The organism is Vescimonas fastidiosa (genome assembly GCF_018326305.1).
GTDB classification, from domain to species: domain Bacteria; phylum Bacillota; class Clostridia; order Oscillospirales; family Oscillospiraceae; genus Vescimonas; species Vescimonas fastidiosa.
The window spans coordinates 630,718-647,029 of the sequence record NZ_AP023416.1 but is presented as its reverse complement, the minus strand read 5'-3'; the positions used below and the strand labels follow the sequence as shown (position 1 = coordinate 647,029).

19 protein-coding genes are annotated in these 16,312 nt (G+C 47.3%); all 19 read left to right on the top strand.

Features of this window, described 5'->3' with window-relative positions; translation table 11 throughout:
- Positions 1–26 precede the first annotated feature (26 nt).
- Entirely contained in the window at positions 27–446 is a 420-nt protein-coding gene (locus KI236_RS10400; protein ID WP_118564777.1) for a nuclear transport factor 2 family protein, read from the top strand.
- A gap of 62 nt (positions 447–508) precedes the next feature.
- Entirely contained in the window at positions 509–1,111 is a 603-nt protein-coding gene (locus tag KI236_RS10395; RefSeq protein WP_005342549.1) for an alpha/beta fold hydrolase, read from the top strand.
- 205 nt (positions 1,112–1,316) lie between these two features.
- A complete protein-coding gene (locus tag KI236_RS10390) occupies positions 1,317–1,844 on the top strand; it encodes a hypothetical protein (RefSeq protein ID WP_118564778.1) in 528 nt (175 codons plus the stop codon).
- 65 nt (positions 1,845–1,909) lie between these two features.
- Entirely contained in the window at positions 1,910–2,287 is a 378-nt protein-coding gene (locus KI236_RS10385; protein ID WP_118564779.1) for a hypothetical protein, read from the top strand.
- A 39-nt stretch (positions 2,288–2,326) separates the two neighbouring features.
- Positions 2,327–2,536 (top strand): hypothetical protein, encoded by a 210-nt coding sequence (locus tag KI236_RS10380; RefSeq protein ID WP_008982901.1) that lies wholly within the window; start codon positions 2,327–2,329, stop codon positions 2,534–2,536.
- Between the two features lie 20 nt (positions 2,537–2,556).
- Positions 2,557–3,078, top strand: coding sequence for an SRPBCC family protein (locus KI236_RS10375; RefSeq protein WP_110441594.1), 522 nt, complete (start codon positions 2,557–2,559; stop codon positions 3,076–3,078).
- 20 nt (positions 3,079–3,098) lie between these two features.
- Positions 3,099–4,136, top strand: a complete 1,038-nt coding sequence (locus KI236_RS10370; protein ID WP_118730104.1) for an O-acetyl-ADP-ribose deacetylase — start codon at positions 3,099–3,101, stop codon at positions 4,134–4,136.
- A gap of 5 nt (positions 4,137–4,141) precedes the next feature.
- Positions 4,142–5,674 (top strand): hypothetical protein, encoded by a 1,533-nt coding sequence (locus KI236_RS10365; protein WP_118599744.1) that lies wholly within the window; start codon positions 4,142–4,144, stop codon positions 5,672–5,674.
- A 22-nt stretch (positions 5,675–5,696) separates the two neighbouring features.
- Entirely contained in the window at positions 5,697–7,205 is a 1,509-nt protein-coding gene (locus tag KI236_RS10360) for a Y-family DNA polymerase (protein ID WP_118730105.1), read from the top strand.
- Positions 7,206–7,235: 30 nt separating this feature from the next.
- On the top strand, positions 7,236–7,754 hold the full coding sequence (locus KI236_RS10355; protein WP_110441591.1) for a ClbS/DfsB family four-helix bundle protein: 519 nt from the start codon (positions 7,236–7,238) through the stop codon (positions 7,752–7,754).
- Positions 7,755–7,790: 36 nt separating this feature from the next.
- Positions 7,791–8,213, top strand: a complete 423-nt coding sequence (locus KI236_RS10350) for a hypothetical protein (RefSeq protein WP_118564765.1) — start codon at positions 7,791–7,793, stop codon at positions 8,211–8,213.
- 101 nt (positions 8,214–8,314) lie between these two features.
- On the top strand, positions 8,315–8,974 hold the full coding sequence (locus KI236_RS10345) for a vWA domain-containing protein (protein WP_117570225.1): 660 nt from the start codon (positions 8,315–8,317) through the stop codon (positions 8,972–8,974).
- Positions 8,971–9,630, top strand: coding sequence for an SIMPL domain-containing protein (locus KI236_RS10340; RefSeq protein WP_118730106.1), 660 nt, complete (start codon positions 8,971–8,973; stop codon positions 9,628–9,630). The genes KI236_RS10345 and KI236_RS10340 overlap by 4 nt, the downstream gene beginning before the upstream one ends.
- Before the next feature lie 236 nt (positions 9,631–9,866).
- Positions 9,867–10,196 carry a plasmid mobilization protein gene (locus KI236_RS10335; protein ID WP_118730107.1) on the top strand — a complete coding sequence of 110 codons (330 nt, stop codon included), beginning with the start codon at positions 9,867–9,869 and terminating at the stop codon, positions 10,194–10,196.
- Positions 10,157–11,521 (top strand): relaxase/mobilization nuclease domain-containing protein, encoded by a 1,365-nt coding sequence (locus KI236_RS10330; protein ID WP_199677311.1) that lies wholly within the window; start codon positions 10,157–10,159, stop codon positions 11,519–11,521. The genes KI236_RS10335 and KI236_RS10330 overlap by 40 nt, the downstream gene beginning before the upstream one ends.
- A gap of 149 nt (positions 11,522–11,670) precedes the next feature.
- A complete protein-coding gene (locus KI236_RS10325) occupies positions 11,671–11,910 on the top strand; it encodes a helix-turn-helix domain-containing protein (protein WP_118730109.1) in 240 nt (79 codons plus the stop codon).
- A 70-nt stretch (positions 11,911–11,980) separates the two neighbouring features.
- Positions 11,981–13,372 (top strand): NYN domain-containing protein, encoded by a 1,392-nt coding sequence (locus KI236_RS10320; protein ID WP_118730110.1) that lies wholly within the window; start codon positions 11,981–11,983, stop codon positions 13,370–13,372.
- Between the two features lie 29 nt (positions 13,373–13,401).
- On the top strand, positions 13,402–15,450 hold the full coding sequence (locus KI236_RS10315; RefSeq protein ID WP_118730111.1) for an ATP-dependent DNA helicase: 2,049 nt from the start codon (positions 13,402–13,404) through the stop codon (positions 15,448–15,450).
- Between the two features lie 75 nt (positions 15,451–15,525).
- Positions 15,526–16,137 (top strand): hypothetical protein, encoded by a 612-nt coding sequence (locus KI236_RS10310; protein WP_212821646.1) that lies wholly within the window; start codon positions 15,526–15,528, stop codon positions 16,135–16,137.
- The last annotated feature ends 175 nt before the right edge of the window (positions 16,138–16,312 follow it).

Genomic DNA, 16,312 nt, shown 5'->3' with positions numbered 1-16,312 from the left:
CAAATCGGGAGTTGTGGAGGTGCTTTATGAACGAGAGAGAAAAAATTATCCGATTATGGTTTGATATGTGGATTAAGAAAGCAGATTTAGGAATTGACAATATTTTTACAGATGATGTTGTATATACTGAGAGTTGGAGTCCTAAATATGAAAACCGCAAAACGGTAAAGCACTGGTTTGACGAATGGAATACACGTGGAAGTGTTCTTGTCTGGGAGATTAAGCAATTTTTTCATCAAGGCAATCAAACAATCGTGGAGTGGTATTTTAAAGACAAAATGAATAATGGAAATGTTGAAGAATTTGACGGAATATCTTTAATTGTATGGACACAGGATAACAAAATAAAATCATTAAAAGAGTTTGGTTGCAATCTTCATAATTACAATCCATATCGAGATAGTGATATTCCCGTATTTCGAGAAGAAAAAGCAAATTGGTTTTGAGAGGACTATAAATTCCAGTTTGTTTGTGCATTGATGGTTATCTTGAGCTTAGGAGGCGTTTAATGAAAACTGTTTTTTTACATGGGTTGGGACAAACTGCACAGGACTGGAAAGAAGTAGTCCAACAACTATCAATTTCTGATGTCGATTGCCCAGAACTTTTTTCTTCAACAGAAGATGAAATATCCTATTCGCAGATTTTGGGTGATTTAGAACAGCGGTATTCAGAAGTAAAAGAGCCGCTTCGTATCTGCGGTCTTTCGTTAGGTGCGCTTCTTGCGATTGATTTTGCCATTCGACATGAGGAAAAAGTGGATTCGCTGGTTTTGATTGGCGCACAATATAAAGTTCCAAGTTTACTGATAGATTTTCAAAATCTTATCTTCCGTTGTATGCCAAACAAGGTTTTTGAAAGTATGGGACTATCAAAAAGCAGCACCATAAAATTGGCTCACTCTATGCGGTCATTGGATTTTACTTTGCAATTAAATAATATTCGTTGTCCAGTAACAATTTTGTGTGGCAAAAAGGATACTGCCAATCTAAAGGCTTCTAAAAGGCTAAAAGAATTGCTACCCCAAGCTACTTTGCACATCGTTCCAAATGCAGGACATGAACTCAATAAATATGCACCAAACACGATTGCAGAGATATTAAATCAGTAAATTTATTGTGCAAAAAATATAGTAAGATAAATTGTCTGACAGGTAAGCGATCTCTCTCACTTTCATCACAACATCCCACTGTCCTTAGAGAGATGGACGAAGTACAATGTAAGCAACAATCGGAATTGACCGAGTTCTTTGAGTGAGATACACTTCTTGGACGAAGGGAAGGAAGAAGAAAAAAGTACTTTAGAGGTATTATGGAATGAGTAATAAATTGGTTAAGCACCAAGAATCAAAAGAAATATTAACTGGAAATCAAAAGAAAATTTTGTTTTGGATTTGTTTCATTATTTTAAGTATAGCGTTCATTACAGTCTGGATAAATATACTTTTGACATCTAAAGCATTTAATACACAAATGGAAGAGATGGTACTGGGAGAAGATTACTATATAGAGGATATTGTGATTACAGGTAAAAGGGTTGAAGATGCTTCGGCTGATACGATATCTCAGAATTATTTCTTCTACTACAACAATGGAAAAGTGAATGATTATCACAAGCGAATGCAAGTACCGGGATTTGTATATTCGGAATATAATGTAGGAGATTCCATAGCTGCATATACCACAGACCATGTTAGTTATTCTTATTACAAGTATGGGATTCTTCCGGATACAGAGTATACAAACAATGAATTAATGAAAGTGGCTGGCGTATTGCTTGGAATTGGAATATTTTTATTGGCTTTGTTTGGGGTATTAAGTAAGAAAATGAATTACAAGAAGTAACCAACTTCCCGTTTATTGGGAAGTCGCAGAGAATGAAAAATCGAAAGTTTTAAAGGAGAAATACTATGGGATTATTTGGTAAAAGCAAAAAAGAACGAGAAAAAGAATACATGAACAAATTAGATGTTCCGTCGTGTTTAAAAGAAAATTTTGAATTGATTATTGATGATGCATTTACAATTATGGGGATTGGAACAGTTGCCACAGGAAACATATTAATAGGGATGTGCAGAGAAGGGGAAAATGCGTGTATTTATAAAGCAAATGGAGATATCTTAGAATCCAGAATTACTACTGTCGATGTACATACAAAAGAACGAAAAGCAAATGGTTGTGGATATAAAACAGAGCATGTTGGACTTGGGTTACGAGGAATTTCCAAGGAACAATTAGAAAAAGGCGATAAAGTAATTGTAAAAAATGCCAATATGTATGGAATGTAATTACAAATTCCAGTTTAACGAACAGGAGATGATGAACGCATGAAAATCCTACATGAACTTTCTTGGCTATGGGAAACGCTGGGCATTGCGCTTTTGGCGGCGGCTATCTGCATAGCTTGCGCCGCGCTGATCTGCAAGGCAGCGAAGAAGAAACTCAGCAAAAAGGTATTGGCTGTCATAGGGGCTGCGGCATTTGTAGGGGCAATTCTGGCGATCATTCTGATCGCCCGGACACCGATGCCGCTTTGACAGAATAGGAGAAACTGACAATGATTGTTCTTACAGAGCAGATAGAGATTCCGGCTTCCTATGAAAAATTAAAGGCATGGACTGCTAACTTTGAGGAAGAGTTTGTGAAATGGAGTCCCTACCACATCGAATGCAATCTCTATAACGGAAACTATAACGCAGGAAGCAAGATCCGCTTCCGCGAGATCGTCATGGGGCTGGACTACGATGTGACCGGCACAATTACGGAATGCGAACAGGATGAGAACCACTTCCGCATTGTATTCCGGAGCGACAAGAAAACGGCGTTCATCACCTTTGAAGGGAAAAGAACCAAAACAGGATGCCATTTCTCTCACACCGAGGCTTTCGGCATGACCACGCCGGTAATTGGGGCGATCATGAATTTCCTGATCTTCAAGGTGTTTTTCAGGAAAAAGGCAAACTGGCAGCTTATCCGGGATGATATGATTCTGGATAACAGGTATTTATATGACATTCTGACCGAAGGAAAATACCCGGAAAGAATCCCGCTGGACAAACTGCTGACCGGCGCGAAGTAACCGAATGGGAGGGCTTGATCATGCCGCTTCAAATCGTCAGAAATGACATCACAAAAATGAAGGTGGACGCCATCGTCAACGCTGCCAACGAGTCGCTGCTGGGTGGCGGCGGTGTGGACGGCTGCATTCATCGTGCCGCAGGACCGGAGCTGCTGGCAGAATGTGAAACGCTCCACGGCTGCGAAACCGGGAGCGCAAAAATCACGAAGGGCTATAAGCTACCCTGCAAATATGTCATTCATGCAGTAGGTCCGCGCTGGCATGACGGACGGCATGGTGAGCGCGAACTACTGACATCCTGCTATCGGACATCGCTCATGCTGGCGAAGGAATACGGATGCGAGTCGGTTGCGTTCCCTCTGATTTCCTCCGGCATTTTTGGCTATCCGAAGGATCAAGCTCTCAAGGTTGCGATTGACACCATCAGCAGTTTCCTTCTTGAAAACGAAATGACGGTGTACATCGTCATCTTCGACCGCAAAGCCTATCAGATCAGCGGGAAGCTATTTGCTGATATTGCAGCGTACATAGATGACCGCTATGTGGACGAGCATACCGATAGTCGTTCTGAGCGTCTGCGCAGAATGAGTGCCTTCCGGATGGAAGAACCCATACCTTGCGAGTCATCCGTTTGTGATGAAGCTATTGAAAAGCTCGCAGCTCCTATGGCAGTCAGTTCTGAAAAGGCAGCAACTCTTGACGATGCACTGGGACAGATCGATGAGAGCTTTTCGGAGATGCTTCTGCAGAAGATTGACGAACGCGGCATGACGGACGCACAGTGCTACAAGAAGGCGAACATTGACCGGAAACTCTTCTCGAAGATCCGCTCGGACAAGTCCTACAAGCCTTCCAAGCCCACAGTCATTGCGTTTTCCATTGCCCTTGAGCTGCCCCTTGCGGAAATGAAGGATATGCTCATGAAGGCTGGTTTTGCACTCTCCCACTCCAACAAGTTTGACATCATCGTGGAGTATTTCGTGGAGCATGGGAACTATAACGTCTTTGAGATCAACGAGGCTCTGTTTGCCTTTGACCAGAGCTTGATAGGAGCATAAGGCTTATGGATAAAGTATTTCAGAAATTTTTGCGGAGTGGTATTGACCTTTCGCCCGTAGGGGTGGAGCGTCGTGAAGATAATAACCCCTACTTTTGCACGCCCAAAGGTGCATCTATTTTTGGCTGGGCGGGTGTGGATGGCATCCACTTCTGCTTTGTTCGAGGCTTTGGCGGCGTGGTTTTTTCCGTTAGTCCCATGAACTCGGCTCCTGATTATGTTCATCCGTTGGCAAACAATTTTGAAGACTTTTTGAGGCTGCTCCTTGCTTGCAGTGATTCGGCAGCGTTGGAACAGGCGTGGATGTTGGATAAGTCCCAATTTGAAGCCTTTTTGCGGGATAACCCTCCAACGCAGGATCAGCAAAGAACGCTATTAGAGCTTGCCGAGAAAATGAAATTGACGCCTATGGAACAGCCGTGGGCATACATCAAAAAACTGCAAGCATCTTTTGATTACAGCAAGATCAAGTACACCGAGGACTATTATGATGTTGATATGAACCCGGAAGCAGAACTGACCATGCCTGAGTGGAAGGTCTACTTTGAGGGAAACTTCTGGGGACATTCGGGAAAAGGCCGTGCCGGAACGGAAATCCGGTTGAATAAGCAATTTGACTGGGCTGGGCATCATTGGGTTATTCCTGCGGCGTATTCTTGCAGTAAGGGACTCGTCATGGACTTTTGTATGCGCACCCCAGATGAAGACATTCGTAAGTTCATGACTAAATGGGATTTACACCCCGAAAACGACTCCTGCGAATACTTCACACAGGAGCAGCAAATGCAGATAGATTTAGACAATCCACTTTGCCTTGACTTTATTCCTCGTTTGGAATTGAACGGGAAAACAATGCTGACCTCCCACGGCTGTTCGGTGGTCTTTAATCCATGTTTGCCGGACAGGATGATCAATGAAGCGGAAGCAAAGTGGGCATTAGAACACTATGGTTTGGATACATCCTATGGATGGATGATTTTTCGGGCAGCTTTTCCATGGACAAGCAAACGCCGTCCTGAAATAAAAGCCCTCTCCCTTACAATGGAACAGCAGTCACGCCGTGTCCCGGGACCGCATTTCAAGACACACGCTCCCGGCGATTCGTTTTCTTTTTCCCATCCGGTCAGCGGAACAAAATATACATTGACCGTTCAGGAAATGGAGCAGCAAACAATTTCTGAAAAGTTCGTTGGTTCCGACCGGTGGTTCTATCCCACGCATTTTACTGCTATGAGCTATACGCTTTCTCCTGAACCGGACAATGATATTTCGATCTGTGATTGCGCTGAGGGAGACAAGCCTTTAGAAATTGCCTCATGCTCTGACCGCTATGCACCAGAGGCACAAAACGATATTGCTTGTATCGGCATTATCGGCGGAGCGGACGGTCCAATCGCAATCGTGTGTGGAGGCAGCTCAAAAGAAAAACTCCATGCGGCTTGTTCCTCTCTACACTTTGAGCCGGTGGAGGGTGATATTGAATGGCGTGTCGTATTCAACATTAAAAACTCTAATGAAATGTCATTAGAGCTAATCTAAGAAGAAAGCGGAGGCAAAGAAGATGAAGCAACGCACTTACATCGCAATCGACCTGAAATCCTTCTATGCCTCCGTGGAGTGCAGGGAGCGCGGCTTAGATCCTCTGGACACAAACCTTGTTGTCGCGGACGAAAGCCGGACGGACAAGACCATCTGCCTTGCCGTCACGCCCTCCCTCAAGAGCTACGGCATCTCCGGACGCGGGCGGCTGTTTGAAGTCAAGCAGCGGGTGAAGGAAGCGAATGCCGGACGGCAGCACGACGCACCGGGACACAGACTGGACGGCACATCGCACTTCTTCTCGGAGCTGCAAGCAAACCCGTCTCTGGCGATTGACTTCATCATCGCGCCGCCTCGGATGGCGTACTACATGGAGTACAGCACCCGCATCTATCAGGTCTATCTCAAGTACATTGCGCCGGAGGACATCGTAGTCTACTCCATCGACGAGGTGTTCATGGACGTGACGGACTACCTGAATACCTACAAGCTCTCGGCACATGACCTCGCCATGAAGATCATCCTCGACGTACTTGAGACAACCGGCATCACAGCAACCGCCGGGATCGGTACGAATCTTTTCCTCTGCAAAGTGGCAATGGACATTGTGGCGAAGCACATCCCCGCCGACAAGAACGGCGTCCGCATTGCGGAGCTGGATGAGATGAAGTTCCGGCGTGAGCTTTGGACGCATCAGCCCCTCACGGACTTCTGGCGCGTAGGTCGAGGCATTGCCAAGAAACTTGAACAGAATGGAATGTTCACCATGGGCGATGTTGCCCTCTGTTCCGAGCGGAACGAGGACTTGCTTTACAAGCTCTTCGGCAAGAATGCGGAATTGCTCATCGACCATGCGTGGGGCTGGGAGCCAACTACCATTGAAGCAATCAAGGCATACCGTCCCAGCTCCAACAGCCTCAGCTCCGGTCAGGTATTGCACTGCCCCTATGAGCCGCAGAAGGCGAAGCTGGTTGTCCGGGAAATGACGGACTTGCTTGTGCTGGACTTGGTGGACAAGGGGCTTGTCACCGATCAGATGGTTCTTACCGTTGGCTATGACATTGAGAACCTGACCGATCCGGCGCGGCGGGCAAGGTATCACGGCGCGGTGGAGAAAGACCCCTATGGTCGGGAGATTCCCAAACAGGCGCACAGTTCTATCAACCTTGGCGAACACACATCATCCACGCGCAAAATAATGTGTGCTGTGTCAGAACTCTTCGACCGGATTGTGGACAAGAATCTTCTTGTCCGCCGTATGTATGTTGTGGCAAATCATGTCCTGCCGGAAGTGGACGCGCCGAAGAAAAATGACGGTGCTGTTCAGCTCGACCTCTTCACCGACTATGCCGCCGAAGAGGAAAAGCGGAAAGCCGAAGACGCTGCCTTGGAACGGGAACGAAAAATTCAGAAGGCTGCTCTCGCCATCAAGAAGAAGTACGGAAAGAACGCGATCCTCAAGGCGATGAATCTTGAAGAAGGCGCAACCGCAAAGGACCGAAATGCTCAGATCGGCGGGCATAAGGCGTGAACAGCAATTCAATTTCAAGGAGAAAATATTTTGAGAACATACAAGGATAAAGAGGAATTAAAAGCCGAAATCAGCAAAGGCTTTGAAAAATACATTGCTGAATTTGATTCTATTCCGGAAGCCCTAAAAGATATAAGAGTAGCCGAGGTGGACAGAACACCGGCTGAGAATCTTGCTTATCAGATCGGTTGGACAACGCTGCTTCTAAAATGGGAAAATGACGAGAAGCGCGGAGTTGAAGTGAAAACACCATCAGAACTGTTTAGGTGGAATCAGCTGGGCGATCTATACCAATGGTTCACAGATACATACTCTCATTCATCCTTAGTGGAATTGAAGGATCAGTTAAAAGGAAACGTTACTTCTATCCAGACAATGATTGATTCTATGAGTGAAGAAGAGTTATTTCAACCGCACATGAGAAAGTGGGCAGATGATGCTACCAAAACAGCGGTATGGGAGGTTTACAAGTTTATTCACGTCAATACCGTTGCTCCCTTTGGAACATTTAGAACGAAGATCAGGAAGTGGAAAAAGGCAACGCTGTAACTATTATTTGACTGTAAAAGGAGATGTGGGATGCACATGAAAAGCAAATATGATGAGATTATGGGGCGTCCTCACCACGTCTCCAAGACGCGACCACAGATGCCAATGTCAGATCGTGCGGCGCAGTTCGCTCCCTTCGCAGCACTCACCGGCTACGATGCTGCCATCAAAGAAACCGGGCGTCTAACCGATGATAAGATCGAGCTTGACGAGGAAGCATTGACTGCATTGGACATGAAGTATCAGCTTCTCATGGACGCCCTTGATGATGCACCGGAAGTCACCATTACCTACTTCCAGCCTGATGAGCGGAAGGCTGGCGGCAAATATATAATGGCAACCGGCGCGCTCAAAAAAGTCGATGATTTTGAGCGGCGAATCACCATGCAGGACGGCACGAAGATTCCGATGGATGACGTTATAAGCATTGACGGGGAGCTGTTCTCATCGCTGGAATAATGTCGCTTGCCATGCGACCAAACGAAGTGAATACCAAAGTACAATATGACTGTAAGGTGAGACACCAAGCAGTCATATTTTTATATGCGGAGGTACTGAACATGAGAAAGAACTTAACGGAGATCGTATTCATCCTTGACCGCAGCGGCTCAATGAGCGGACTGGAAGCAGACACCATCGGAGGCTTCAACTCCACGATTGAAAAGCAGAAAAGGGAGAATGGCGAGGCATTGATCTCTACCGTCCTCTTTGACAACGTGAGCGAGGTTATTCATGACCGTGTACCGGTTCAGAAGGTCGAGCCGATGACCGACAAGGACTATTACGTTCACGGCTGTACTGCCCTTCTGGATGCTATTGGCGGAGCAATTCATCACATTGGAAATATCCATAAGTACGCAAGAATTGAGGATGTGCCTGAACACACGCTGTTCGTCATCACAACGGATGGCATGGAGAATGCAAGCCGCCGTTATGATAGCGAGAAGGTCAAGAAGCTGATTGAGCGGCAGAAGGAAAAGTACGGCTGGGAGTTTCTATTCCTCGGCGCAAACATTGATGCAGTTGAGACGGCAAAGCATTTTGGAATCGGAGCAGACCGAGCGGTCAACTACCACTCTGACCGCGAGGGAACGCAGCTCAACTATGAAGTTCTGAGCGAAGCGGTTTCCGCTGTCCGTTGCAGCGTACCGCTAGGTACGGATTGGAAAAAGCGTATTGATGAGGACTTCAATTCCAGAAAGGACGGGAGAAAGCAATGAGAACGATCACTGTAAAAGGGACAGGCAATGCCTCCGCCAGACCGGATTACATCATCCTCTCCCTGAACATTGAAGTCTTATCCGAAACCTATGACCACGCAATGTTGGAAGCTTCCGTGAGGATTGAAAAATTGCAGGGTGTTGCTGTCCGCGTTGGGTATCGCAAAGAAGACTTGAAAACCACGAGCTTTGATGTCCAGACAAGGTACGAGAACGTCAAGGATCGGCAAGGAAATTACAAGCGGGAGTTTGTGGGATATGCTTGCACCTACCGCCTAAAACTCGCCTTTGACTTCGACAGCAAGCAACTTGCACAGGTTATTTCTGCGATTGCAGAATGCGGTGCGAAGCCGGAACTCAGCATTGCGTTTACGGTGAAAAACCCGGCAACGGTAAGCGAAGAGCTCCTGAACAGCGCGACGGAGAACGCCAGAGCGAAGGCGGAGATTCTTTGCAAGGCGTCTGGCAATGCGCTGGGACAGCTACTCAATATCGACTATAGCTGGGGCGAACTCAATGTGTATTCCAGAACGAGCTATGAGGTCGAAGACTGTATTCAGCCTCTTATGGCAATGAGCAAATGCGCTGCACCCGAAATCGAGCCGGATGATATTGACGTATCGGACACCGTGGCTTTCACATGGGAAATCCAATGAATTTTTGACTTTTCTGAAATCTGGTACTCAACAAACGCTCTTATTGTGTCCGTTGTAAAGTGAAGGGACATTTCACGGAGGAATCTTCGGGGAATACGATTTTGGGAGATTAGCAAGCAAATCCGGTGAGTACCCACCGGAGAAAAATCAGTTAAGGAGACCCTGCCCTTAACATCAGATTTTTGCTTGTTGGGATAGTCCCAAACCCTTCTAATCTTTACGACGGAGGGCGCAGCATGGTACGAAGAACGCGAGACATTCAGAAGAAGATTTGGCTGACACCACAGGAAGAACGAACGATTGCAAAGAAGATGGAAATGATCGGCACGGAGAACTTCGGTGCGTATGCAAGGAAGATGCTGATCGACGGTTACATCATCGTTGTAGACTACACGGAGCAGAAAAAGCTCGCCGCCGAAATCAACAAGATCGGCGTGAACATCAATACCGTCTGCCGCAGGATCAACTCGACGGGACGATTCTATCAGGACGATATTGACGAGCTGAAAGAAAAGATGGACGCGGTATGGCTGTTACTAAAATCAAAGCAATCCGAGGAACTTTGAGCAAGGCAATCGCGTACATTCTGAATCCCGAAAAGACAGACGAGAAGCTGCTGGTCTCGTCCTACGGCTGTGCCAGCGAGACCGCAGCGCGGGAATTTGAATGGACGCGGAAAATAGCCGAGCAAAAAGGGATGAATCCGGTCAGGATCATAGCCCGTCATGTGATCCAGTCCTTTGAAATCGGAGAGGTCACACCGGAGCTTGCCCACGAGATCGGCAAGCAGTTTGCAGATGAAATCCTCGGAGGAAAATATGAGTATGTGCTGACCACTCACATTGACAAAGACCATGTTCATAACCACCTGATTTTCAATGCGGTTGACTTCGTGGACTACCACGCATATAAGAGCTACAAGCGGATTTACTATGATATGCGCGAGGTCAGCGACCGGCTCTGTAAGGAAAACGGTCTCTCTGTTATCCCTCCCTCTCAGAACAAGGGCATGGGCTACAAGGAGTACACCGAAGCCAAACGCGGCACGAGCTGGAAGCAGAAACTCAAGCAGACCATCGACCGGATTGTCATTACAGCGAAGGATTACGATGATTTTTTGCGGCTCATGCAGGAAGCTGGTTATGAAATCAAGACCGGCAAATACATCTCCTTCCGCGCTAAAGGTCAGGAGCGGTTTACCCGGTCTAAAACCATCGGAGAGAACTATACCGAGGAACGCATCAAAGAGCGGATTGCCGGACGGACGCCCCGAAGAAGTCAGAGACAGACCACGCCAAAGGGCATCTCTCTCATCAGAGATATTCAGGAGCGGATCAGGCTCATCGACAGCAGGGGTTATGAGTATAAAGCCAAGCTCACAATCCTCAAGGAAGCGGCGCGGACGCTTAACTATCTCACGGAAAACAGCTTGCTCCAATACGCCGATCTTGAAAAGAAGGTCGAGGACGTTCACAGCTCCTATGACCGCACCGGCAAGGAACTGAAAGGCGTCGAAGCGCGACTACGGGAAGTCCAACCGCTTATCAAAAACATCTCCAACTACCAGCGCCTAAAACCCGTATATGACGCCTTCCAGAAGGCGAAAGACAAGCCGAGCTTCAAGGCAAAGCACGAAGCCGAACTTGTGATCTTTGAGGCGGCGCGGAGTACGCTGCTTGCCATGCAGGGCGATGAAAAACTGCCGAGCTTGAAGACACTGCAAGCGGAACAGCAGCGACTTCTTGAAGAGCAACAGCGGCTCTATGATGAACGTGCGAAGCTCAAAAAAGAAGTAAAGCAAATAGAGACGATCAAGTCTAATGTTGATACATTTCTCGCTTCCTCTGCTGACCATGACCGTGATCATCTGCGCAGCACACAGCGCGAATAATCTCGTCAAAAGCAGGGCATCTCCTGTTGATCGGAGGTGCCCTGCATCCTTGAGAGAAGGTTCGAGAAATTGAAACTTTTTCTTTAATTTCTGCATCAACGGATTGCTTTTGAGAATGAAATCCAGTATAATATTATAAGCGATGTTGAATGCAAGCAAGTGAAAGGATGGTTGCCGTGCACATAAGCTATAAGAAACTATGGATGCTTCTTCTGGAACGCGACATAAAGAAGGCTTCTCTACGACATGAAGTAGGGCTGTCTGCCGGAACATGGACAAAACTGAATAAGGGGGAAGAAGTGTCCCTCTCTATTTTGCTGCGCATTTGTGATTACTTGAACTGTGACATCGGAGATATATGTGAGGCTGTGCGAACGGACAAAAACTGAGTCCGGTTTTTCGTACAGCTCTTTTTGTTGAATAAAAATCGCTCAACTCTCCGCAGGAAAGGAGCAATTTATGGGCAATTCAGTCATGTTGAATGGTATCGAATATGCCGGAGAACAGATTGCCTACAAAGGCAGCACCTACGAGATTGTATCGAAGGTTGCCTACCTGATCGGCGTCCCGCTCCGTATTTTTCAAAATGAACACGAGCCGCCAAAGATAGAGATATACAGCCGGCTTGAACAGGATAAAAATGCCCGCATCATTCGTAATCTATGTATCATCCGCACCGCCATTGAGCGCAACTACCGGAAAATAAATGACATCATGCGAATGGAGTATCGAGGGCTGCTTTCAATGCCAGAGATCATCCCGGCTTCCAGTATGCAGCAGCTTTCAAATGACGGAATCAACTTTATCAAAAAGGCGAGTACAAAGCTCTGCCACCACATTATCGAGATCAACCGGCTGATTTCAGACCGCATTAACAACTGCAAAAGCCTCTTTCCAATCTGGATTAACTGGGCGTACATAAAAGAGCTGTTCATCATGCCAAACGGCTTGACAGAGGACGGAACGAAAGATGCTGCGGACATCTATTACGCAAGTCTCTCCTACTACCCCTATCAAATGTATATCAACTGGGTACCGATGGACGAGGGTAATGTCCTCTATAATGATAAAAAGTTTGCTACCCTGCTTTATCAATGGCATTGCGACGCCTTCACGGAATACAGTAAAGTCTCCGATGCAGGGGCTTTTGTAAAAAACAATATCTACGACTTCATAGATGACAGTGAGAAAACCGTATTGGTAGTGGACTGCGAAAACTCCGACCCGTACAAGCTGTGCGCCACGCTCAAAAATCTTGATTATGAGGTCATGCAGAAAATTACGGCGATCATTCTCTTTGATGACGTACATACTGCTACGGCGTGGCGGATTCTTGAAAACTACACCCGCATCCCCGTTGAACATATCATGATTGAGCGGATCAAGCAGAACAAATCACTGGTAGACATCAAGCTCACCGCAAGAGCCTGTCAGGAACACTACCAGAAGCAAGTGGATTCCTTCGTCATCGTCTCAAGTGATTCCGACTACTGGGGGCTTATCTCTTCCCTGCCGGACGCCAGATTCCTTGTCATGATTGAGCGGGAAAAATGCGGACCGGATATGAAGGCGGCACTTGCAGAATCCGGGATATTCTACTGCTATCTGGATGACTTCTACTCCGGCAACAGCGAGGACATCAAGAAAAACGCACTATTCAAGGAGATGTACCGCTGGATTGACAACTCCGTTCACCTGAATGTCAACGATATGTTTGATGCGGCTCTGCGAAACACGCGGATAGAAATGTCTCCCGCAGAGCGGCGGCAGTTCTATGAGAAGCACATCAGGCACATGACGCTGACCATCGACGAGAACGGAAACGTCAGCATTGAACTGAAACGCGGATAACCTTGGTTTCTATTCCGGGAGGAATGTGGATGGACAACAGATTCTATTTTGGATTCAATACATCGGAGGAACGGAAAAAGCGCAGAAAAGCAGAGCTGTACTCCATGAGTGAGCAAGTCAGCACCTTCTTTTGGGATGAAGCCCCGCAGCATGGATTGGAAACGCGTGAGGGGCAGCAGGATATGTCCTTTGAGATTGTGGACGCCCTCATAAATGATCAACATTTTGCGATTGAAGCTGGCGTGGGCATTGGCAAATCCTTTGGCTATCTTGTGCCGGTGCTGCTGTACAGCAAACGCATGAACAAGCCGGTTATCATCGCAACCTCGACCATCGCGCTTCAAGAACAGCTCTGGCGTGATGTCCACGCGGTAATGCCCCTTCTTGGGCTGAACAGAGATGTGATTCTGGCAAAAGGACAGACTCACTATCTCTGCAACAAACGCGCAGATGAGTATATGTGCGATCCGAAAGCAGCTCCACCGGACGCGCTTAAAGAAGGAATCCAGCAAGGGTATGAGGAACGCAAGGATTTCCCGGAGGTTTTGCCGCAAGGCGTCTGGGACAAGGTAAACGTGCAGCGGTTCAGCATGAAGAATTGCGGCTCCTGTGAAAAGAAGTGCAAATATTACAAGGTCCGTGCAGCATTGAAGTTTACGGATGGCGTTGTTCTGTGCAATCAGGACTTTCTTACCCAGCATCTCATGAAACTACGACGCGGGCAGGACGGACTGATTAACGCCGCCGCTGATCTGCTTGTCGTGGATGAAGCGCACAACTTGGATGATAAGGTGCGGAGTGCCACAACGGAGCGTTTCGGGCAAGGTATGCTCTTTGGAATGATTAAAAGCGCATTCTATGAACTGCGACCCTCTGACCAAAGCAGTGTGTCCGGTGAAAAGCGAGAGGCAGAGAGCGCAATCATCGCCTTCTATAACTGCCTGAAAGCACAAGTTCAAAAGCAGATCGACGATGCAGATCAGGATATGCGCTACGCTGACCGCTTTTTCTTTGACCAAAGCGGCAGTGCGATTGAACTGCTTACCGAGATGAACGCCGCCATACACAACCTTTCGTCCAGCATTCAGATTTATTCCAGCATGGATTTCAGAAACAACCGTTCCTTTGCTGCCTCTGATGATCTGGATGCCGTCAGCGAGTCCCTTTCAGAGCTTCTTGACCGGATAGATGATATGCTGATCTGGATTGAGCAGCACGGCAGCAACACGGAACTCGTCTATTGCCCTAAAAACACAAAAGAAATTGTGAGCCGCCTATACTTCAATGGTGATGAAAGAACCATCTTGACCTCTGCCACGCTGACGAACGCCACGAGCGGGTCTCTGGAAGAACAGTATTCTTACTTTATCAGCAATACCGGCTTTCCCGCTGGTGATCGCGGCTGCTTATCCGAGCCAAAGCCTTCCCCATATCCATACGATGAACACGCCATGATCTACTATTGCGACGATCTCCCGCACCCGACCAGAGAACATGAAGCCTTCATTGAAAAGGGTGTGGAGCGGCTGCTTGAGATCCTGAGCATTTCCAATGGAAAGGCACTCGTGCTGTTTACGGCAAAGACCGACATGGAAGAGGTCTACTCCATTCTCAGTGAGAAAAATCTTCCGTACAAAATCCTGATGCAGCAGCCGGGATCGTCGCAGGACAAGGTGCTGCTTGAGTTTAAGGAAGATACGAACTCCGTACTTCTGGGGACGGGTGCATATTGGGAAGGAATCAGCATTGAAGGAAAAAGCCTTTCCAATGTCATCATTTTCCGGCTTCCGTTCCCTGTCCCCGATCCAATTATCGAGTATAAGTGTTCCGTCGCAAAGGATGCCCTGATGGATGTCCGCGTTCCCGAAATGATTATCAAGCTCAAGCAAGGTATCGGGCGATTGATCCGCAATTTCACAGACACCGGCATTGTCTGCATTATCGACCGAAGACTGCGGGACGAGCCGCCGGAACGCTATCATGACATTACATGGGACTCCCTGCCTATCAAAAATCGGACAAGCAGTTTGGACGAACTTAGGAAGTTTTACGAAGGTCTGCCCTCAGCCAAGGAATGATGATACAAACGGCAGTCTCTTCGGAAACATAGAGCAGCCCCCCAAAAAACGACAATCAGAAAACGGAGGTGTATCATGTTGTACAATGAAAATCTGCACGAAGAAGAACAACATCTGATCCAGCAGATTGCCGAGCAAACAGAGAGAGGAAAAATCGACTGGGAACTGACAGAGTATAATCCGCTGTCATTTCTGAATGAGGACAAGATAGACAAAAACCCAGCAGTAATCTGTCAGTCCTTCTCCTTTGAAGCGATCATCGGCGGCTCCCGTTTCGAGCTTGATGTCATGGAGAATATTGATGTGCCGTCCGGTATGGGAGACTACACCATAACCTTGACGCGGGATGAAACCGAAAATTATCTTAAAATTGAGGATGCGCTTTCCTTTGACTGTGACCGCTATGAATGCACACCGGAGGAAGTCGCAGAGCGATTTGCGGACAGCCCCATTGTCCGTCTCTGCAACGCTATCATTCCTGCCACGCTTGGGCAGGAGGATTTAGAAGAGGTCTTCACATGGGCAAGGTTTTTCAACGAGACTGGCATTTCTGCAAAGCTAATGAATCATCCGCTGACCAAGCTCTGTGAAAAGCTGTTCGACGAACACCGTTTGATGGACTTCCATCGCTGCATCTTGGATGTGGACTATCGAAAGCTGCTCCTAAATGAACTGGCTCATATCTAAGACACGGAAAAACGCCCCCGACACTGTGCCAGACGCACAGTGCCGGGGGCGTTCCCGTTTCCAGCGATTTATTTTTCCCTCGGCAATGGACTGTCCATAAGGTGACACTTTCCGTTTTGCGATGCCGCGAAAATTCGATGTGTTCCATGGAGATGTTCACTGGGCAGCATACGCC